Origin of the sequence: Pseudomonas sp. PS1(2021) (assembly GCF_020405165.1) — a bacterium.
In the GTDB taxonomy this organism is placed as follows: Bacteria; Pseudomonadota; Gammaproteobacteria; order Pseudomonadales; family Pseudomonadaceae; genus Pseudomonas; species Pseudomonas aeruginosa.
Genome location: NZ_CP084484.1, coordinates 7,072,903 through 7,087,983, shown reverse-complemented (window position 1 = coordinate 7,087,983; position 15,081 = coordinate 7,072,903). Strand labels below are relative to the sequence as shown.

Sequence of the window (15,081 nt, the reverse complement as noted above, 5' to 3'; positions counted from 1 at the left end):
GCATGTATCTCTTCCGACTGGCACTGGCCAGCCTGGCCAACCGCCGCTTCACCGCCCTGCTGACGATCTTCGCCATCGCCCTCTCCGCCTGCCTGCTGCTGGCGGTGGAGCGGGTCCGCACCGAGGCCAAGGCCAGCTTCGCCAGTACCATCTCCGGAACCGACCTGATCGTCGGCGCGCGCTCCGGCTCGGTGAACCTGCTGCTCTACTCGGTATTCCGCATCGGCAACGCGACCAACAACATCCGCTGGGACAGCTACCGGCACTTCGCCGAAAACCCGCGGGTGAAGTGGGCGATCCCGATCTCCCTCGGCGACTCGCACCGCGGCTACCGGGTAATGGGTACCGATGCCGGCTATTTCGAGCACTACCGCTACGGCCGCGGCCAGGAACTGCAACTGGCCGAGGGCCGCGCCTTCGGCCAGGACCTGTTCGACGTAGTGCTCGGCGCCGAGGTGGCCGAAGCCCTGCACTACAGGCTCGGCGAGAAGATCGTGCTGGCCCATGGGGTGAGCACGGTGAGCCTGGTCAAGCACGACGACAAGCCGTTCACCGTGGTCGGCATCCTCCAGCGCACCGGTACCCCGGTGGACCGCACCCTGCACATATCCCTCGCCGGCATGGAGGCGCTGCACGTCGACTGGCGCAACGGGGTGCCGGCGATGGGCGCCGGGCGCGTCAGTGCCGAGCAGGCGCGGCACATGGACCTGCAACCACAGGCGATCACCGCGTTCCTGGTCGGCCTGAAGAGCAAGGTGGCGACCTTCGCCCTGCAACGCGAGGTCAACGACTATCCCGGCGAACCGCTAATGGCGATCCTCCCCGGTGTCGCCCTGCAGGAACTGTGGGGCCTGATGGGCACCGCCGAGAAGGCACTGTTCGTGGTCTCGCTGTTCGTCGTCCTCACCGGCCTGATCGGCATGCTCACGGCGATCCTCACCAGCCTCAACGAGCGCCGCCGGGAGATGGCCATCCTGCGCTCGGTGGGCGCGCGCCCCTGGCACATCTTCGGCCTGCTGCTGGCCGAGGCCTTCAGCCTGGCGCTGGCCGGCGTCGCCCTCGGCCTCTGCCTGCTCTACCTCGGCATCGCCGCCAGCCAGGGCTACGTCCAGGCCAACTACGGCATCTACCTGCCGCTGGCCTGGCCGAGCGACTATGAGTGGAGCCTGCTCGGGGCTATCCTGGCGGCCGCCGTGCTGATCGGCTGCGTGCCGGCCTGGCGCGCCTACCGCCAGTCCCTGGCCGATGGCCTGTCGATCCGCCTATGACCCGGAGATATTCCCCGATGCTGCGCTCCCTGACCGTCCTCCTGCTGGCTTTCGCCCTGCTCCTGGGCAGTGCCGTGGCGCGCGCCGCGCCGCGCGAACTGACCTGGTCGCAACTGATCCCGGCCGGCGCCCCGCCCGCCCCGGCGCCGCTGCCGATCCACGACCTCGCCAACGCCCTCAGCGAAGCCGGCCCGGCGGCCAGCCAGCAGAGCCCCAACGCCCCGGTGGTGAAGGCACTCGACGGCATCGAGGCCAAGCTGCCGGGCTACATCGTGCCGCTGGAAATCAGCGAGGCCGGGCTGGTCACCGAGTTCCTCCTGGTGCCCTACTACGGCGCCTGCATCCACGTACCGCCGCCGCCGTCGAACCAGATCGTCTACGTGAAGACCGCCAAGGGCGTGCAGATGGACGAGTTGTACCAGCCGTTCTGGGTCGAGGGCACCTTCAAGGTGGAGAACGCCAGCAGCGAGCTGGCGGCGGCCGGCTACCGCATGCAGGCGAGCAAGGTGACGCCCTACGAATACGAAGGTAGCTGAACGACATGCGACAATCCGCCGCGCCGTTTACGTTGCGGCGGTCACATTTGCTCCTAGGATTGATTGAGCTGTGTCAAGGAAGGCAACTGTTAGCTGGCTGACCATTAGCAGCACCAACACTTTCTAATACAAGGAATGGAGCTCATCATGCGTAAGTCCTGGCTTACCGCTTCCCTGCTGGCCCTCACCGTCGCCTCCCCGTTCGCCGCTGCGGATATTCAAGGACACAAGGCCGGTGACTTCATCATCCGTGGCGGCTTCGCCACCGTCGATCCCGACGACAGCAGTTCCGACATCAAGCTGGACGGCGCCAAGCAGCGCGGTACCAAGGCGACCGTCGACAGCGACACCCAGCTCGGCCTGACCTTCACCTACATGTTCGCCGACAAGTGGGGCGTGGAACTGGTCGCCGCCACTCCGTTCAACCACCAGGTCGACGTCAAGGGCCTCGGCCCGGGCCTGGACGGCAAGCTGGCCGACATCAAGCAACTGCCGCCGACCCTGCTGCTCCAGTACTACCCCATGGGCGGTACCAACAGCGCCTTCCAGCCCTACGGCGGCCTGGGCGTGAACTACACCACCTTCTTCGACGAAGACCTCGCCAGCAACCGCAAGGCGCAGGGTTTCAGCAGCATGAAGCTGCAGGACTCCTGGGGCCTGGCCGGCGAACTGGGCTTCGACTACATGCTCAACGAGCACGCGCTGTTCAACATGGCCGTCTGGTACATGGACATCGACACCAAGGCCAGCATCAACGGCCCGAGCGCCCTGGGCGTGAACAAGACCAAGGTCGACGTGGACGTCGATCCGTGGGTCTACATGATCGGTTTCGGCTACAAGTTCTGAGTCGTAGACTGTCGCGGGGCTTGCGCCCCCAACGGGAAAAGGCGCCTTCGGGCGCCTTTTTTCATCCTGCGGAAACGGACCCCATGTACCTCTGGCTGAAGACCCTGCACATCACCTTCGCCCTCAGCAGCTCCGCCCTGTTCGTCTGGCGCCTGGCCTGGAACTGGTCGGGGCGCAAGGCCAGCGGCATCCGCCGCTGGGGACCGCACCTGGTGGACACCCTGCTGCTGCTCAGCGCGCTCGGCCTGGTGCACCTGGCGATGCCCTGGCCGCTGCCGCTCTGGCTGCTGGCGAAGCTGGGGCTGTTGCTGGGCTACATCGTCTGCGCGGCGTTCGCCCTGCGGATGGCGCGGGGCCCCGGCAAGGGCCTGCTCAGCGTCCTCAGCCTCACCCTGCTGGGCGGGATCTTCTACCTGGCGCTGAACAAGCCCTGGTGGTGATCAGCGTCCGAGCAGGCGCGCCAGGCCCACGCCCATCGGCGTCGGCTGGTCGAAGCGGAAACGCCGCAGCAGGCGCTCGTTGTTCGCCCGCGAATGCCTGATGTCACCGGCTCGCGCGTCGGCGTGGGTCACCGGCGGCAGGCCACCGAGCACCTGGCCGATCTCTGCCAGCAACTGCTTCAGGCTGATGCTGCGATTCAGGCCGACGTTCACCGCCCCGGGCTCCACCGCCGTCGCCTCCAGCGCCTGGACCAGGAAATCGACCAGGTCGGCGACGTAGATGAAGTCGCGGGTCTGCTCGCCGTCGCCGAACACGGTGATCGGCGTCCCCTTCAGGGCGCGCTCGGTGAATATGCTGATCACCCCGGAATAGGGCGAGGACGGGTCCTGGCGCGGCCCGTAGACGTTGAAGAAGCGGAAGATCGCCGGCTCCAGCCCATGCTGGCGGCGATAGAAATCGAGGTAGTACTCGCTGGCCAGCTTGTCCGACGCGTAGGGCGTCAGCGGCGACTTCGGGGTGTCTTCGTCGATCGCCGTGCCTTCGCCGTTCTGCCCGTAGACCGCTGCGCTGGAAGCGAACACCACGCGCTTCACGCCCTGCTCGCGCATCGCTTCGCAGAGGTTCAGGGTGGCGATGAAATTGCTCTGGTGGGTGGCGACCGGGTCGTCCACCGAGGCCTGTACCGAGGCGACCGCGGCCAGGTGGGCGACCGCCGCGCAGCCCTTCAGGGCGGCCGCCAGGGTCGCCGCGTCGGCGGCGTCGCCTTCGAGCAGCTCTACCCGTTCGTCGTCCAGGGGCAGGTTGTCGCGCTTGCCGGTGGACAGGTTGTCCAGCACACGCACGCGGTAGCCGCGCGCCAGCAGCGCGTCGGTCAGGTGGGAGCCGATGAAACCGGCGCCGCCAGTGATCAGGATGGGGCGTTCAAACATGCCTGTAGTACCTGTCCAATAGAGCCGGCAAACCTGCGCGCCAGGCGCGCGGCTTGATGCCGAAGGTGTGGAGGATCTTCTTGCAGACCATCACCGCGTGCTGCGGCTCGTCGAGCGCGTCCGGGCGCGCGGCATGGGCCTCCGCCGAAGGCTCCTGGATCAGGTTGGAACGATAGGTACGCGCCTCGTTGAGGATCACCTGTCCCAGCGCCAGGGTGGTGGTCGCTTCCAGTCCGCCGTAGTGGTAGGTGCCCCACAGCGGCGCCTGGCAGTCGAGCTGCTTGAGCACCGAGAGCACCACCCGCGCGGCGTCGTCCACCGGCGTCGGGTTGCCGCGCCGGTCGTCGGCGAGGAACAGCGGCTGCGGTTGTTCGGCGCGGCTGAGGAAACGTCCCAGCAAGCCGTTCGGGCTTTCGTCCAGCAGCCAGCCGAAGCGGATCAGCACATGTCGCGGGCAGGCCGCGCGCACGCTCTGCTCCATGCGCCAGAGCGCCTGGCCACGCAGGCCCAGCGGAAGGGTCTCGTCCTTCTCGCTGTAGGCGGTGGCGCGGGCGCCGTCGAAGACCCGGTAGCTGGACGGCTGGACCAGCAGGATCTCGTAGTGCTGGCAGAGTTCCGCGAGGCGCTCGACGGCGCGCTCCTGGGCGCCCAGGCGCTCCGCCTCGACCTGCTCGGCCTGGAACCAGTCGTGGTAGAAGGCGAGGTTGATCACCGCGTCGGGGCGCGTTTCGTCCAGCAGGGTGGTGAGGCTGGCGGCATCCCAGCCCTGCTCGGGTGGTCTGGGCGCGAGGAAACCGATGTCTTCCTCCGCCCCTAGGCGGATCAGCGCCTGTCCAAGGGCATTACCGCCGCCCAAAAGCATCAGGCGCATTCGCATGGTGTAGGGGGGCACTCGAAATCTGATAGTGAATAGCGACGCGGCGCACGCCCCAAGGCAATGACATCCTGCGCCTCGCTGGCGACATGAAAGGTGCGGGCATCGGGTGCTGCTTGTCGCGGCAGGTACCCCGGACAGCGCCGCCGTTATTTTCATGCAACCTGACACGCCGCATTCTTGCTGTGCCTCCGGTGAAGCGTCAAGCATTCACCGGGCCAGCTCCGCCAGCGGCGCGGATCGGCGGGACGAATGGCAGCGCGCGGCGGCGTCAGGCCGGTAGCGCGCCGGCCCGATAGTCCTTGGGCGAAACCTCGAACTGCTTCTTGAACGCCCGGCTGAAATGCGCCGAGTCGCTGAAACCCCACTTGAAGGCGATGGAGGTGATCGATTCGCCGCGCAGCCGTGGGTTGCCGAGGTCGGCGGCGCTGCGGCTGAGGCGCTGGCGGAGAATGTAGCGGCAGACGCTGTCGCCCTGCTCCTCGAACAACCGGTACAACTGGCGCACCGAGATGCGCAGGCGGCCGGCGAGCATGTCCGGACTCAGGCGCGGCTCCTGCAGGGATTGCTCGATCAGGCGCTCCGCGTGCCGGCGCAGACTGTAGCCATAGAGCCCGGCCAGCGGTCCCTCCAATTCCTCGCCGGCGTGCTGTAGCGCCGGCCCGAGCAGGGCGATCAGCGCCTCCTGCAACGCCCCGCCCTCGTCCGCCACCGCCCACGGCTGCAGTTCTCCGGCGCACACCTGCTGCACCAGCAGGCCGAGCAGGCGACCGCTGGCGCAGTTCGGCGAGAGTTTGCCGAAGGCCCGCTGGCTGGGCGGCAGGTGCCGGCATACCTGGTCGCGGGAGAGATGGAACGAGGTGTGTTCGATGAGTCCGTGGGGAATGATCTCGCAGCCGCCCGCGGAGTCCATCAGCGCCATTTCCCCTGGCGCCAGCTCTATGCTGTCCCCACCCTGGCGCAGTTGCGCATGGCCGCTGCGCTGGACGACCAGGAAGCAGTGGCGGTCGTCGTCATGATCGGCATGGGTGGCCTGGCGGGCGATGCGCCCTGCGTTGGTGCGGATCTGCGCCAGCTCCAGGCCGCCGAGGTCCTGCCGCGAGATATCGCCGATGAACAGCGTCCGGTTCAGCGCGGGCTGCGACTCGAAGCGCCCGCAGACCTGGCGCAACGCCTGGTTCCAGGCTTCGAAGCTGTTGTGTGCGGAAGACAGGGTATGCACCGGGCACCTCCTGACGGCAACGGCCATCGTTATTGTTGTATGGCGCGGCAATTACCGAGCCACGCAGCGCTGCCGATATGATTAACATGTTATCGATATACCCACAAGCTAGCGCAAATGGACCGGCGGATACGCATCCGGGAGAGCCGGCAAGGGCCGTTCAGGCGGGAGAAAGCAGGCGCTGCAATTGGGCGAAGGCGCCCAGCAGGGCCAGGCGCTGCTCGGCGACCAGAGGGATGTAGCGGCGATAGGCGGGGAAGCGGTTGACCACCTCGCACGCCCCCAGGTGTTCCAGGCTCACGGTCCAGCCCCTGTCGTCGCGGCAGAGGCGCAAGCTCCGGAAGTCCAGCGGCATGAGTTGCTCCAGCAAGGCCCGGTCGCCCCCCTGCAAGGCCTCCCGCAACGGCTCGAGCCCGCTCCCGCTGCGCACCTTGCAAAGGATGCCGCGACGCCGCAAGCAACCGGCGTGACGCAGCTCCAGGCTGGCCGGCGGCCCCCCGGGCGCCGCCACGAACAGGCTGAACTCGGTGCTGACGATATGCATGAACAGGTGCGCCTGGACCCGCTCGCGAACCTCGAGGCTCAGCTCTTTCGTACGCAGCAAAAGCCTGCCGTCCTGCGCCTCGCCGTCGCACGCAGCCAGGTTGCGCCGCACCAGGGCCAGGGTGGCTCCGGGGCGATAGGCGGCTGGCCGCCAGTCGCGCCAGTGGCGCTCATACCAGCGCGCCCAGGCGGACATGCGCCTTCTCCCGCTGCTGCTGGTCCTCTTCGGCGAATTCCTTCTCCAGCACCTCTTCCACCGCCAGCGGACGGAACGGATTCACCCGCTGTACGCACAGGGTCCAGAACAGGGCGTAGGCGGCCGCCAGGCCGAGCATCAGGGCGAACGGCAGGTAGATGTCGGCGGGGTTCATACCCGGCGGCGTGATGTAGAACATCCCCAGCAGGATTCCGGCGCTGGAGAACAGCTGCGGCAACGGGAACAGCGGCGAGCGGTAGGCGCGCGGCAGGTCCGGGCGACGGATGCGCAGCAGCACCACGGAGAGGGTCACCAGCAGGTAGGCGGTGCCCCAGGCGCAGACCGCAGCCAGGACCAGGTGGATGATCCCTTCGCTGTCGCCGCCCAGCCACCAGGCGTGCAGGCAGGGAATCGCCGCTGCCACGGCGATGCACAGCAACGGTGTCTTGAAGCGCGGGTGCAGGTAGGTGAAGGCCTTCGGCAAGGCGCCATCCAGCGCCATCCCGTAGAGAATCCGCGGCAGGCCGGCCATCAGGGTGTTGATGGTGGCGGCCCCGGCGAACAGCAGGCCCACGCCCAGCCAGATGCGTCCGAACGGTCCCATCACCTGCTCGGCGAATCGCGGGATCGCCATCGGCGTCTCCAGCAGGTGCAGGCCGCCGCCGAGGTCGAGGTTTTCCACCTGCCGGCGCATCGCCGCGCCATAGAGGAACATGCAGCAGGCCACCCCGATCAACCCCAGGGCCATCGCCCGCGGCAGGGTCCGCGAAGCGTGGCGCACCTCCGGCGCCAGCGGCGTGACGAATTCGCAACCGACGAACATGAACATCGCCATGCCCACCAGCGACAGCAGGGTCGGCAGGTCGTCGCCGACCATCGAGGCCCCGAACCAGCCCTGCAACTCCACCGCGGGCAGGCGCAACAGGCCGGCCACGGCGAAGATCATCAGGGTGCTCCACATGCCGAAGGTGAGGATCACTTCGGCGCGACCGAAGGCGGTGATCCCCAGCGCATTCAGCAGGCCGAAGCAGAGCACCATACCGACGCCCACCAGCCAGGCGCCGCCGCCCGGCTCGGTGAGGGTATTCAGCGACTCGAAGTTGACCAGCGCCATGGTGCCGCTGAGCATGGTCTCGGCGGTGCCGGCGAACACATGGACGATCAGGTAGGCCGACAGCGTGCCGGTGATCGCGAAGAAGCGCCCGAGGCCGCACGACAGGTAGTCGTAGACCGAGCCACGGGTCGGCAGCAGGCAGGCGGCCTCGGCGAAGGTGGTGGACTGCGCCAGCATCAGCAGCAGCGCCACCAGCATCGCCACGGCGAAGGTTCCGCCGCCCAGGCCGAAGCCGGTGGTGGCGGTGAGGATCACCGGGCTGGCCATGATCAACCCGACCGAACTGGCCAGGGCGGTGGGGAAACCAACCCGCCCGCGGAGCAGGTGCTGGGTGAGTCTGGAGTTGGACATCGACGTATCCTCGACGGCAGCGTTGCTGTTGTTGTTCTTGCGTCAGGCCCTGCGGGACGCGCCGGCGTCCCGTACGCTCCGCCGGCAGGCGAAGCGTGTCGAACAAAAGGCTGCCGCGGAGGGCAGCGAAAGAGCCGAACGAATCGGCTCACCCCGATTTCATCGATATCAGTAGGCGATGCACACCGACTTGTTCTCGGTGTACGCCTCGATCGCCGCATGGCCCATCTCGCGACCGATGCCGGACTGCTTGAAGCCGCCGAACGGCATCGACGGGTCGAGCAGGTTGTGGGCGTTCACCCATACCGTGCCGGCCTTGATCCTGGGCACCAGGTCCATGACCTGGCGCAGGTCGTTGGACCAGATGCTCGCACCGAGCCCGTAGATGCTGTCGTTGGCCAGACGCACCGCTTCGTCGAGATCGTCGAAGGGCGTCGCCACCAGCACCGGCCCGAAGATTTCCTCGCGCACCACCTGCATCCCCGGGGTGACGTCGGCAAGGATCGTCGGCTGCACGTAGAACCCCGTCTCGCCCTGGCGCGCCCCGCCGCAGACCACGCTGGCGCCCTCAGCCACCCCGCTTTCGATCATCCCCAGCACCCGCTCCTGCTGCCTGGCCGAGACCAGCGGGTTGATCTGCGTGGTCGGATCCAGGCCGGGGCCGATGCTCAGGTCGCCGGCGATGGCCGCCAGGCGCTCCAGCACCTGGTCGAAACGCTTGCGCTGCACATAGAGGCGCGAACCAGCGGTGCAGACCTGCCCCTGGTTGAAGAAGACCGCGCCGGCGGAACCGGCGGCAGCCATGTCCAGGCTGGTGTCATCGAGGATGATCACCGGGGATTTGCCGCCGAGTTCGAGGGAAAAACGCGTCATGTTCTCCACCGCCGCATGCCCGATCAGCTTGCCCACCGGGGTCGAACCGGTGAACGCCAGCTTGTCGATGCCCGGGTGCGCCGCCAGTGCCGCGCCGGCCTCGGCGCCCGTGCCGGTGACGATGTTCACCACTCCTGGCGGAATCCCCGCCTCCAGGCACAACTGGCCGAGGCGCAGGGCGGTCAGCGGGGTTTCGTCGGCCGGCTTGAGGACCACGGTGCAGCCGCAGGCCAGGGCCGGGACGATCTTCCAGATCGCCATCAGCAAGGGGAAATTCCACGGCACGATGGCTCCGACCACGCCCACCGGCTCCGGCACCGTGTAGGCCCGGTAGCGCGCGCCTGGGACCGCGGCGATCGACAGGTCTAGGCTGCGGCCCTCGATCTTGGTCGCCCAGCCGGCCATGTAGCGGATGAACTCCACCGAGGCGCCGACCTCCAGGGCCCGCGACAGGTTGATCGACTTGCCGTTGTTCAGGGTTTCCAACTGCGCCAGTTGCTCGCCATGCGCCTCGACCCGTTCCGCCAGTCGCAGCAGCAGGCGCTCGCGATCGGCCGGGCGCTGGCCTGCCCAGCTGCCTTCGAACGCGCGCCGCGCGGCAGCGACTGCCCGGTCGACGTCTTCGGCGCCGGCGCGGGCCACGCGCGCCAGCTCGGCGCCGGTCGCCGGGTCGTACAGCGGCATGTCGGCGCCGGAACGCGCCGGCCCGGACTCACCGTCGATCAGCAGGCCATGGGGACTGCGCAAGAAGGCGCTGACGGACGGGTCGATGGCAATACTCATGTGTGCTCCTCGGCTTGGCGACGGCGCTGCGTCATGCATGCGCCTACTACCCGGGAATACTCTGGACCCGCCGCTCCCCCGCTCGCTTGCTCCAGCCTGCCGGGTTTCTTGCCGCTGCCTGCCAAGCCAGGCAGAGAGAGACAAGACGGCGCGCCGGGGCATGGACATTCTGCCCGGCAGGCGGGACAGTGGACGTCCCGCCGCCTCGTCCCACGGGAGTCCCGCGCCATGCCTTCGACCCTGTCGCCCGACCTCGGCCCGCGCTGCATGCAGGCCTTCACCCAGGTGGTGCCGGCCAGCCTGTGCGTGTTCTATCGCATCGACGAGGACTGTCGCGCACACGATTTCCAGCTCCTGCGGATGCCGGCCGGCATGCACCGCGACTACCTGCGCCACTACCGCGACTACGATCCGCTGCAGCCGCGCCACTGCCTGGCCAACGCTTCGCCGGTGGTGCCGCTGCGCCAGGGCATCGCCCACCAGCCCGCGGAGGACAGCGCGCTGTACCAGGGCTTCCTGCGACGCCACGGGATCTGCGACGTGGTCGAGGTGCTGGCGCATGCGCATCAGCGTCCGGTCGCGGCCCTGTCGTTGCTGCGCGACGCCCGCCTAGGGGCCTTCTCCGACCAGGAGCTGCGACAGTTGCGCGCCCTGCATGGCCTGATGGAGCTGGCGGCGCAGGCATGCGCCACGCCAACGGCCAGCGCCGAGCGCCTGCAAGGCCTGACACCGAGGGAACGGGAGATCGCCCTGCTGCTGCGCGACGGCGTCAGCAACAAATGCCTGGCGCAGTGCCTCGGACTCGGCCTGCCGACGGTGAAGACCCACCTGCTCAACCTGTTCCGCAAGACCGGCGCGCGCAGCCGCACCGAGCTGGTGAAGCGACTCTTCCTCTAGCCGCGCGCGGCCTGGGGGCTGCGCGCCTCCAGCCAGAAGAGGAACTGCCGCACCGCCAGCGGCTTGCCGCTCTCGTGCAGGCCGCGCAGGCGCTCGCGGTGGCGCCTGAAGGAAAAACCGGGAAATACCCAGGGCAGGTTCAACAGGTACCAGGCCAGGGCGCCGACATCGGCGAAGTGCAACACCTCCCAACCTTCGCCGCCTGCCACCGGCGGCAACTCCGCGGCCTCCAGTTGGGCGCGGGCGAAACCCAGGTTCCAGTGCGGTGCCTCCGGCGGCGGCGCCATTTCGCCATTCTCCCAGAGGCCGCCCGCTACCATCCCCGAGTCTACCCGCCAAGGCAAGTCCATGCAGATGTAAAGCTTGCTTGACAAAAAACAGCCTCCCGTCCAATGTAAAGCACCCTTTACACGGACGATTCAACCATGACCCACAAACGTTTCTTCCTCGAACTGCTTCTCGCGCTGGTCGCCTATGCCGCTGCCGTTCTGATCAGCGGCCAGTCGCTGGCGGGCACGGAACCGGGCGCCGGCCGGGTCTTCCTCGCCCTGCTGCCGGTGCCACCGATGGTCGCCCTGGCGCTGGTGGTGATCCGTTACCTGCGGCGCCTCGACGAAATGGCCCGGCGCATCCATCTCGAAGCCCTCGCCCTGGCCTTCGTCGGCACCGCCCTGCTCACCTTCACCTACGGTTTCCTCGAAACCACCGGCTTTCCGAAACTCTCGATGTTCTTCGTCTGGCCCCTGATGGGCGCGTTCTGGGTCATCGGCTGCGTCCTGGGACTGAGGCGCTACGCATGAGGAACCGCGTTCGCGAGTTGCGCGCGGAGCGCGGTTGGTCACAGGCGGAGCTGGCCGGAAAGCTGGAGGTATCGCGGCAGACGGTGAACGCCATCGAAACCGGCCGCTACGATCCAAGCCTGCCCTTGGCGTTCAAGCTCGCCCGGGTGTTCGGACTGGCCATAGAAGCGATCTTCGACGACCGGGAAGGCCAGTTGGACTGAGTCCGGTCCCGCTTCCGAAAACGTCCGGGGCGCCCCTGGCGACCCCGGCGGCAAGCCCCCCTTACCCTGTACCAAATGGCAGTTGCCGCATTTCCCCTCGGGGCTAGCCTTGGACCAGGCCTATCGCCAGCCTTCCCCCTGGTCCCCGCTCGATACGCTGAAAAACCACGGATAACGTCTTTTCCACCGGCAAGACAGGAGTCTCAGCCATGTCGAAAGATTCTGTTCTTGGCTTATTCAGGCAACACGCAGATACCCATCCCGAACGCCCCGCCCTCGTCGATCGCGAGCGCTCGTTCAGCTACCGCGAACTCGACCGGCTCAGCGACCGGCTGGCCGCCCACCTGGCCAGGCGCGGCGTCGCCCGGGGCGAGCTGCTGCCCCTGCTGGCCGAACGCTCGGCCGAACTGGTCATCGCCATCCTGGCGGCCGCCAAGTGCGCAGCGGCCTACGTACCGGTGGACCGTCGACAACCCGACAGGCGCAAGCAGGAAATCCTCCGCCAGTGCCAGGCCCCCGTGGTCCTCGCCACCCAGGCCGAGGACCTGCCGGGGCAACCGGTGGAGGTCATCGCACAGGTGCTCGCGACGAGCGCGGCGGGTGCCGCGCCGAGGCCGGCGCTCGACGGCAGCGAAGCGCTGTATGTGATCTTCACCTCGGGCACCACCGGCGAACCCAAGGGCGTGGTGATCGAGAGCCGCTCCCTGAGCAACCTCGTGGACTGGCACAACCGGCGCTTCGAGATGGACCAACGGAGCCGCACCACCCTGATGGCCGGCGTCGGCTTCGACGTTTGCCAATGGGAAATCTGGTCCACCCTGTGCGCAGGCGCCTGCCTCCACCTGGTGCCCGACGAGGTGCGCCCAGACCCGGCGGCGCTGCTGGCATTCTTCGCCGAGCAGCGGATCAGCCATGCCTTCGCGCCTACCGTGATGGTCCCTGCGCTGGTGGAGCAACCCGCTCCGCCGTCGCTGGCGCTGCGCTACCTGTTCTGCGCCGGGGAAAAACTGCCGCCGGTCGCAACCGGCGGGCTGCCCTATACCGTGGTGGATTACTACGGCCCGACCGAAGCCACGGTCTTCGCCACCTGCCGCATCGTCGACGCCGAAGCTCATCGGCGGCCCGCCTCGATCGGCACGCCCATCGACGGTTGCGAGGCATTCATTCTCGACGCCGACGACCGGCCTTGCCATGGCGACCGGCCCGGCGAGCTGAACCTGGCGGGCGTCTGCCTGGCGCGCGAATACCTGCGCGACCCGGACATGACCGCCAGGCGCTTCCACTACTCGCAGGCACTGCGGCGCCGGCTCTATCGTACCGGCGACAAGGCCCGCTGGCTGGCCGACGGCAGCCTGCAGTTCCTCGGTCGGCTGGACGATCAGGTGAAGATCCGCGGCCACCGCGTCGAACTCGGCGACGTCGAAGCCGCGCTGCTGCGCCAGCCGGCGATCCATGGCGCGGTGGTGCTGGCGCATGCCGACCCACGCTGCGGTAGCCAGCAATTGAGCGCCTTCGTGGTCCCCCGCCAGCGGGGCGGCGATGCCAGGGCCGTGCTCGCCGCCATCAAGACCGCCCTGCGCCAGGAACTGCCCGACTACATGCTGCCCAGCCGCTATCTGTCGCTGGACAGCCTGCCGACCACGGTCAACGGCAAGATCGACCGCCAGGCCCTGCGTCGACGCCTGGAGGAACAATGCCAGGAACGACTCGACGAGCAACGCTTCGGCACCCCCGGCGAACTGCAAGTGGCCCTGGCCTGGCAGGAAGTGCTGGGGCATACCGACTTCGGCCTGGACGACAGCTTCTTCGAGGTCGGCGGCCATTCCCTGCTGGCCGCCGCCCTGGTGCGCGAACTGAGCCGACGCTTCGGCAACCGTGCCTACATCCACGACATCTACCGCACCCCGAGCGTGCGCCAACTGGCGGCCAGCCTGGCGCGGCGCGCCGGCGAAGCGCCGCCGGCGCTGGACAGCGAACCGGCCCAGGAGCTGCAACGGGACGTGCGCCTGCCCGCCGACGTGGATTTCAGCCGGCCCATGGACACCGCCCAATTGCTGGCGCCACGGCACATCCTGCTCACCGGCGCCAGCGGGCTGATGGGCGCCCACCTGCTCGCCGAGCTGCTGGCCAGCCGCGAGGCCGACCTGCATTGTCCGGTCCGTGCGCAAAACGACGCCCATGCCCTCGAACGCCTGCGCCAGGCCGCCCGGCAGCACCGCATCGAACTCGCCGAGACGGACTGGCGACGGGTCAGGGCCTACGCCGCCGACCTCGCAGAACCAGGTTTCGGACTACCGGCGGAAACCTATCGCGAGCTGGCCGGCAGCGTCGACCAGGTCTTCCATTCCGCCAGCGCGGTGAACTTCATCCAGCCATACAGCTACATGAAGCGCGACAACGTCGAGGGGCTCGGCCAGGTCCTGCGCTTCTGCGCCAGCGGCCGCTGCAAGCCGCTGATGCTGCTGTCGAGCATCTCGGTGTACAGCTGGGGCCACCTGCATACCGGCAAGCGCCTGATGCGCGAGGACGACGACATCGACCAGAACCTGCCGGCGGTGGTCACCGACATGGGCTACGTGCGCAGCAAATGGGTGATGGAAAAGATCGCCGACCTCGCCGCCGAACGCGGCCTGCCGCTGATGACCTTCCGCCTCGGCTACGCCACCTGCCACAGCCGTACCGGCGCCTACGCCGACTACCAGTGGTGGAGCCGGCTGGCGCGGACCTGCCTGGAGTACCGGGCCGTGCCGCTCCTGCGCGAGCTGCGCGAGGGCCTGACCACGGTGGACTACATGGTAGAGGCGATCAGCGTCATCGCCCGCCAGCCTTCGGCGCTGGGCAAGAAATTCAACCTGGTGCCGAGCATTCCGCGCTGCCTGACCCTGGACGAGTTCTTCGGCCGTCTCGGGCGACGCGCCGGGCGTCCCCTTCGGCAGATGCCGTTCGACGACTGGGTAAGTCTCTGGGAAGACAATCGCGACGCCCCGCTCTATCCCCTGCTGAGCATGTTCCGCGACAACATGTACGCCGGCCGCAGCACCGTCGAGTTGTACCAGGACACCTATCTCTGGGACTGCACCAACGTCGAGGAACACCTGCGCGGGAGCGCCGTGCGCGAGCCGGAGTTCGACGACCGCCTGCTCGACCTGTACCTCGCCGGCCTGGGCGGCAGCGCCATGCGGTAAGGTCGAGGCCGCCGCGGCCG

The 15,081-nt window shown here is 68.0% G+C and carries 14 protein-coding genes and 1 pseudogene; 8 read left to right on the top strand and 7 right to left on the bottom strand.

Translation table 11 applies throughout. The features are described from left to right. Window positions 1-2: 2 nt before the first annotated feature. The 4 genes from LE197_RS33560 (at window position 3) to LE197_RS33545 (ending at window position 3,090) form a co-directional block, all read left to right on the top strand. Window positions 3-1,268: an ABC transporter permease gene (locus LE197_RS33560; RefSeq protein ID WP_004355513.1), complete on the top strand. Its 1,266-nt coding sequence runs from the start codon at window positions 3-5 to the stop codon at window positions 1,266-1,268. 17 nt (window positions 1,269-1,285) lie between these two features. Continuing rightward, a complete protein-coding gene (locus LE197_RS33555; protein WP_003137628.1) occupies window positions 1,286-1,804 on the top strand; it encodes a DUF3299 domain-containing protein in 519 nt (172 codons plus the stop codon). A gap of 147 nt (window positions 1,805-1,951) precedes the next feature. Next, window positions 1,952-2,650: an outer membrane protein OprG gene (gene oprG / locus LE197_RS33550; RefSeq protein ID WP_003093337.1), complete on the top strand. Its 699-nt coding sequence runs from the start codon at window positions 1,952-1,954 to the stop codon at window positions 2,648-2,650. Between the two features lie 83 nt (window positions 2,651-2,733). Continuing rightward, the gene (locus LE197_RS33545) at window positions 2,734-3,090 is read left to right on the top strand and encodes a SirB2 family protein (RefSeq protein WP_226033800.1); all 357 of its coding nucleotides are present in this window, start codon (window positions 2,734-2,736) and stop codon (window positions 3,088-3,090) included. Here LE197_RS33545 and LE197_RS33540 read toward each other — a convergent pair whose 3' ends face one another. From LE197_RS33540 to LE197_RS33515, 6 genes are all read right to left on the bottom strand, one after another. After that, entirely contained in the window at window positions 3,091-4,020 is a 930-nt protein-coding gene (locus tag LE197_RS33540; protein WP_003093339.1) for an NAD-dependent epimerase/dehydratase family protein, read from the bottom strand. It lies immediately after the preceding gene. Beyond that, window positions 4,013-4,897 (bottom strand): dTDP-4-dehydrorhamnose reductase, encoded by an 885-nt coding sequence (locus LE197_RS33535; protein WP_003113045.1) that lies wholly within the window; start codon window positions 4,895-4,897, stop codon window positions 4,013-4,015. The genes LE197_RS33540 and LE197_RS33535 overlap by 8 nt, the downstream gene beginning before the upstream one ends. Before the next feature lie 268 nt (window positions 4,898-5,165). Beyond that, window positions 5,166-6,116, bottom strand: a complete 951-nt coding sequence (gene feaR / locus LE197_RS33530; RefSeq protein WP_003093343.1) for a transcriptional regulator FeaR — start codon at window positions 6,114-6,116, stop codon at window positions 5,166-5,168. A 160-nt stretch (window positions 6,117-6,276) separates the two neighbouring features. Next, on the bottom strand, window positions 6,277-6,855 hold the full coding sequence (locus LE197_RS33525) for a DUF3156 family protein (protein ID WP_003132379.1): 579 nt from the start codon (window positions 6,853-6,855) through the stop codon (window positions 6,277-6,279). Next, window positions 6,830-8,320, bottom strand: a complete 1,491-nt coding sequence (locus LE197_RS33520) for an APC family permease (protein ID WP_017001906.1) — start codon at window positions 8,318-8,320, stop codon at window positions 6,830-6,832. Before LE197_RS33520 ends, LE197_RS33525 begins: the two co-directional genes overlap by 26 nt. Before the next feature lie 168 nt (window positions 8,321-8,488). Further along, the gene (locus LE197_RS33515) at window positions 8,489-9,976 is read right to left on the bottom strand and encodes an aldehyde dehydrogenase family protein (protein ID WP_023119498.1); all 1,488 of its coding nucleotides are present in this window, start codon (window positions 9,974-9,976) and stop codon (window positions 8,489-8,491) included. Between the two features lie 228 nt (window positions 9,977-10,204). On the opposite strand from LE197_RS33515, the gene LE197_RS33510 reads away from it, so the two are divergent. Then, window positions 10,205-10,873 (top strand): helix-turn-helix transcriptional regulator, encoded by a 669-nt coding sequence (locus tag LE197_RS33510; RefSeq protein WP_014602497.1) that lies wholly within the window; start codon window positions 10,205-10,207, stop codon window positions 10,871-10,873. Here LE197_RS33510 and LE197_RS33505 read toward each other — a convergent pair. After that, window positions 10,870-11,166: pseudogene (locus tag LE197_RS33505) on the bottom strand (hypothetical protein); the annotation flags it as partial. The gene LE197_RS33510 and the pseudogene LE197_RS33505 overlap by 4 nt on opposite strands. Window positions 11,167-11,298: 132 nt before the next feature. Here LE197_RS33505 and LE197_RS33500 point away from each other — a divergent pair. From LE197_RS33500 to LE197_RS33490, 3 genes are all read left to right on the top strand, one after another. Beyond that, window positions 11,299-11,673, top strand: a complete 375-nt coding sequence (locus tag LE197_RS33500; RefSeq protein ID WP_073666640.1) for a hypothetical protein — start codon at window positions 11,299-11,301, stop codon at window positions 11,671-11,673. Further along, complete coding sequence (locus LE197_RS33495; RefSeq protein WP_003093358.1) at window positions 11,670-11,876, top strand: helix-turn-helix transcriptional regulator; 207 nt, start codon at window positions 11,670-11,672, stop codon at window positions 11,874-11,876. The genes LE197_RS33500 and LE197_RS33495 overlap by 4 nt, the downstream gene beginning before the upstream one ends. Before the next feature lie 209 nt (window positions 11,877-12,085). Further along, window positions 12,086-15,061, top strand: a complete 2,976-nt coding sequence (locus tag LE197_RS33490) for a non-ribosomal peptide synthetase (protein ID WP_073666641.1) — start codon at window positions 12,086-12,088, stop codon at window positions 15,059-15,061. Window positions 15,062-15,081: the final 20 nt, after the last annotated feature.

Bases quoted from the DNA above. Each gene is read 5' to 3' on its own strand.
- LE197_RS33540 (WP_003093339.1), bottom strand. From the start codon at position 4,020: ATGTTTGAACGCCCCATCCTGATCACTGGCGGCGCCGGTTTCATCGGC.
- LE197_RS33495 (WP_003093358.1), top strand. From the start codon at position 11,670: ATGAGGAACCGCGTTCGCGAGTTGCGCGCGGAGCGCGGTTGGTCACAG.
- LE197_RS33560 (WP_004355513.1), top strand. From the start codon at position 3: ATGTATCTCTTCCGACTGGCACTGGCCAGCCTGGCCAACCGCCGCTTC.
- LE197_RS33520 (WP_017001906.1), bottom strand. From the start codon at position 8,320: ATGTCCAACTCCAGACTCACCCAGCACCTGCTCCGCGGGCGGGTTGGT.
- LE197_RS33500 (WP_073666640.1), top strand. From the start codon at position 11,299: ATGACCCACAAACGTTTCTTCCTCGAACTGCTTCTCGCGCTGGTCGCC.
- oprG (WP_003093337.1), top strand. From the start codon at position 1,952: ATGCGTAAGTCCTGGCTTACCGCTTCCCTGCTGGCCCTCACCGTCGCC.
- LE197_RS33545 (WP_226033800.1), top strand. From the start codon at position 2,734: ATGTACCTCTGGCTGAAGACCCTGCACATCACCTTCGCCCTCAGCAGC.
- LE197_RS33525 (WP_003132379.1), bottom strand. From the start codon at position 6,855: ATGTCCGCCTGGGCGCGCTGGTATGAGCGCCACTGGCGCGACTGGCGG.
- LE197_RS33535 (WP_003113045.1), bottom strand. From the start codon at position 4,897: ATGCGAATGCGCCTGATGCTTTTGGGCGGCGGTAATGCCCTTGGACAG.
- LE197_RS33510 (WP_014602497.1), top strand. From the start codon at position 10,205: ATGCCTTCGACCCTGTCGCCCGACCTCGGCCCGCGCTGCATGCAGGCC.
- LE197_RS33490 (WP_073666641.1), top strand. From the start codon at position 12,086: ATGTCGAAAGATTCTGTTCTTGGCTTATTCAGGCAACACGCAGATACC.
- LE197_RS33515 (WP_023119498.1), bottom strand. From the start codon at position 9,976: ATGAGTATTGCCATCGACCCGTCCGTCAGCGCCTTCTTGCGCAGTCCC.
- LE197_RS33555 (WP_003137628.1), top strand. From the start codon at position 1,286: ATGCTGCGCTCCCTGACCGTCCTCCTGCTGGCTTTCGCCCTGCTCCTG.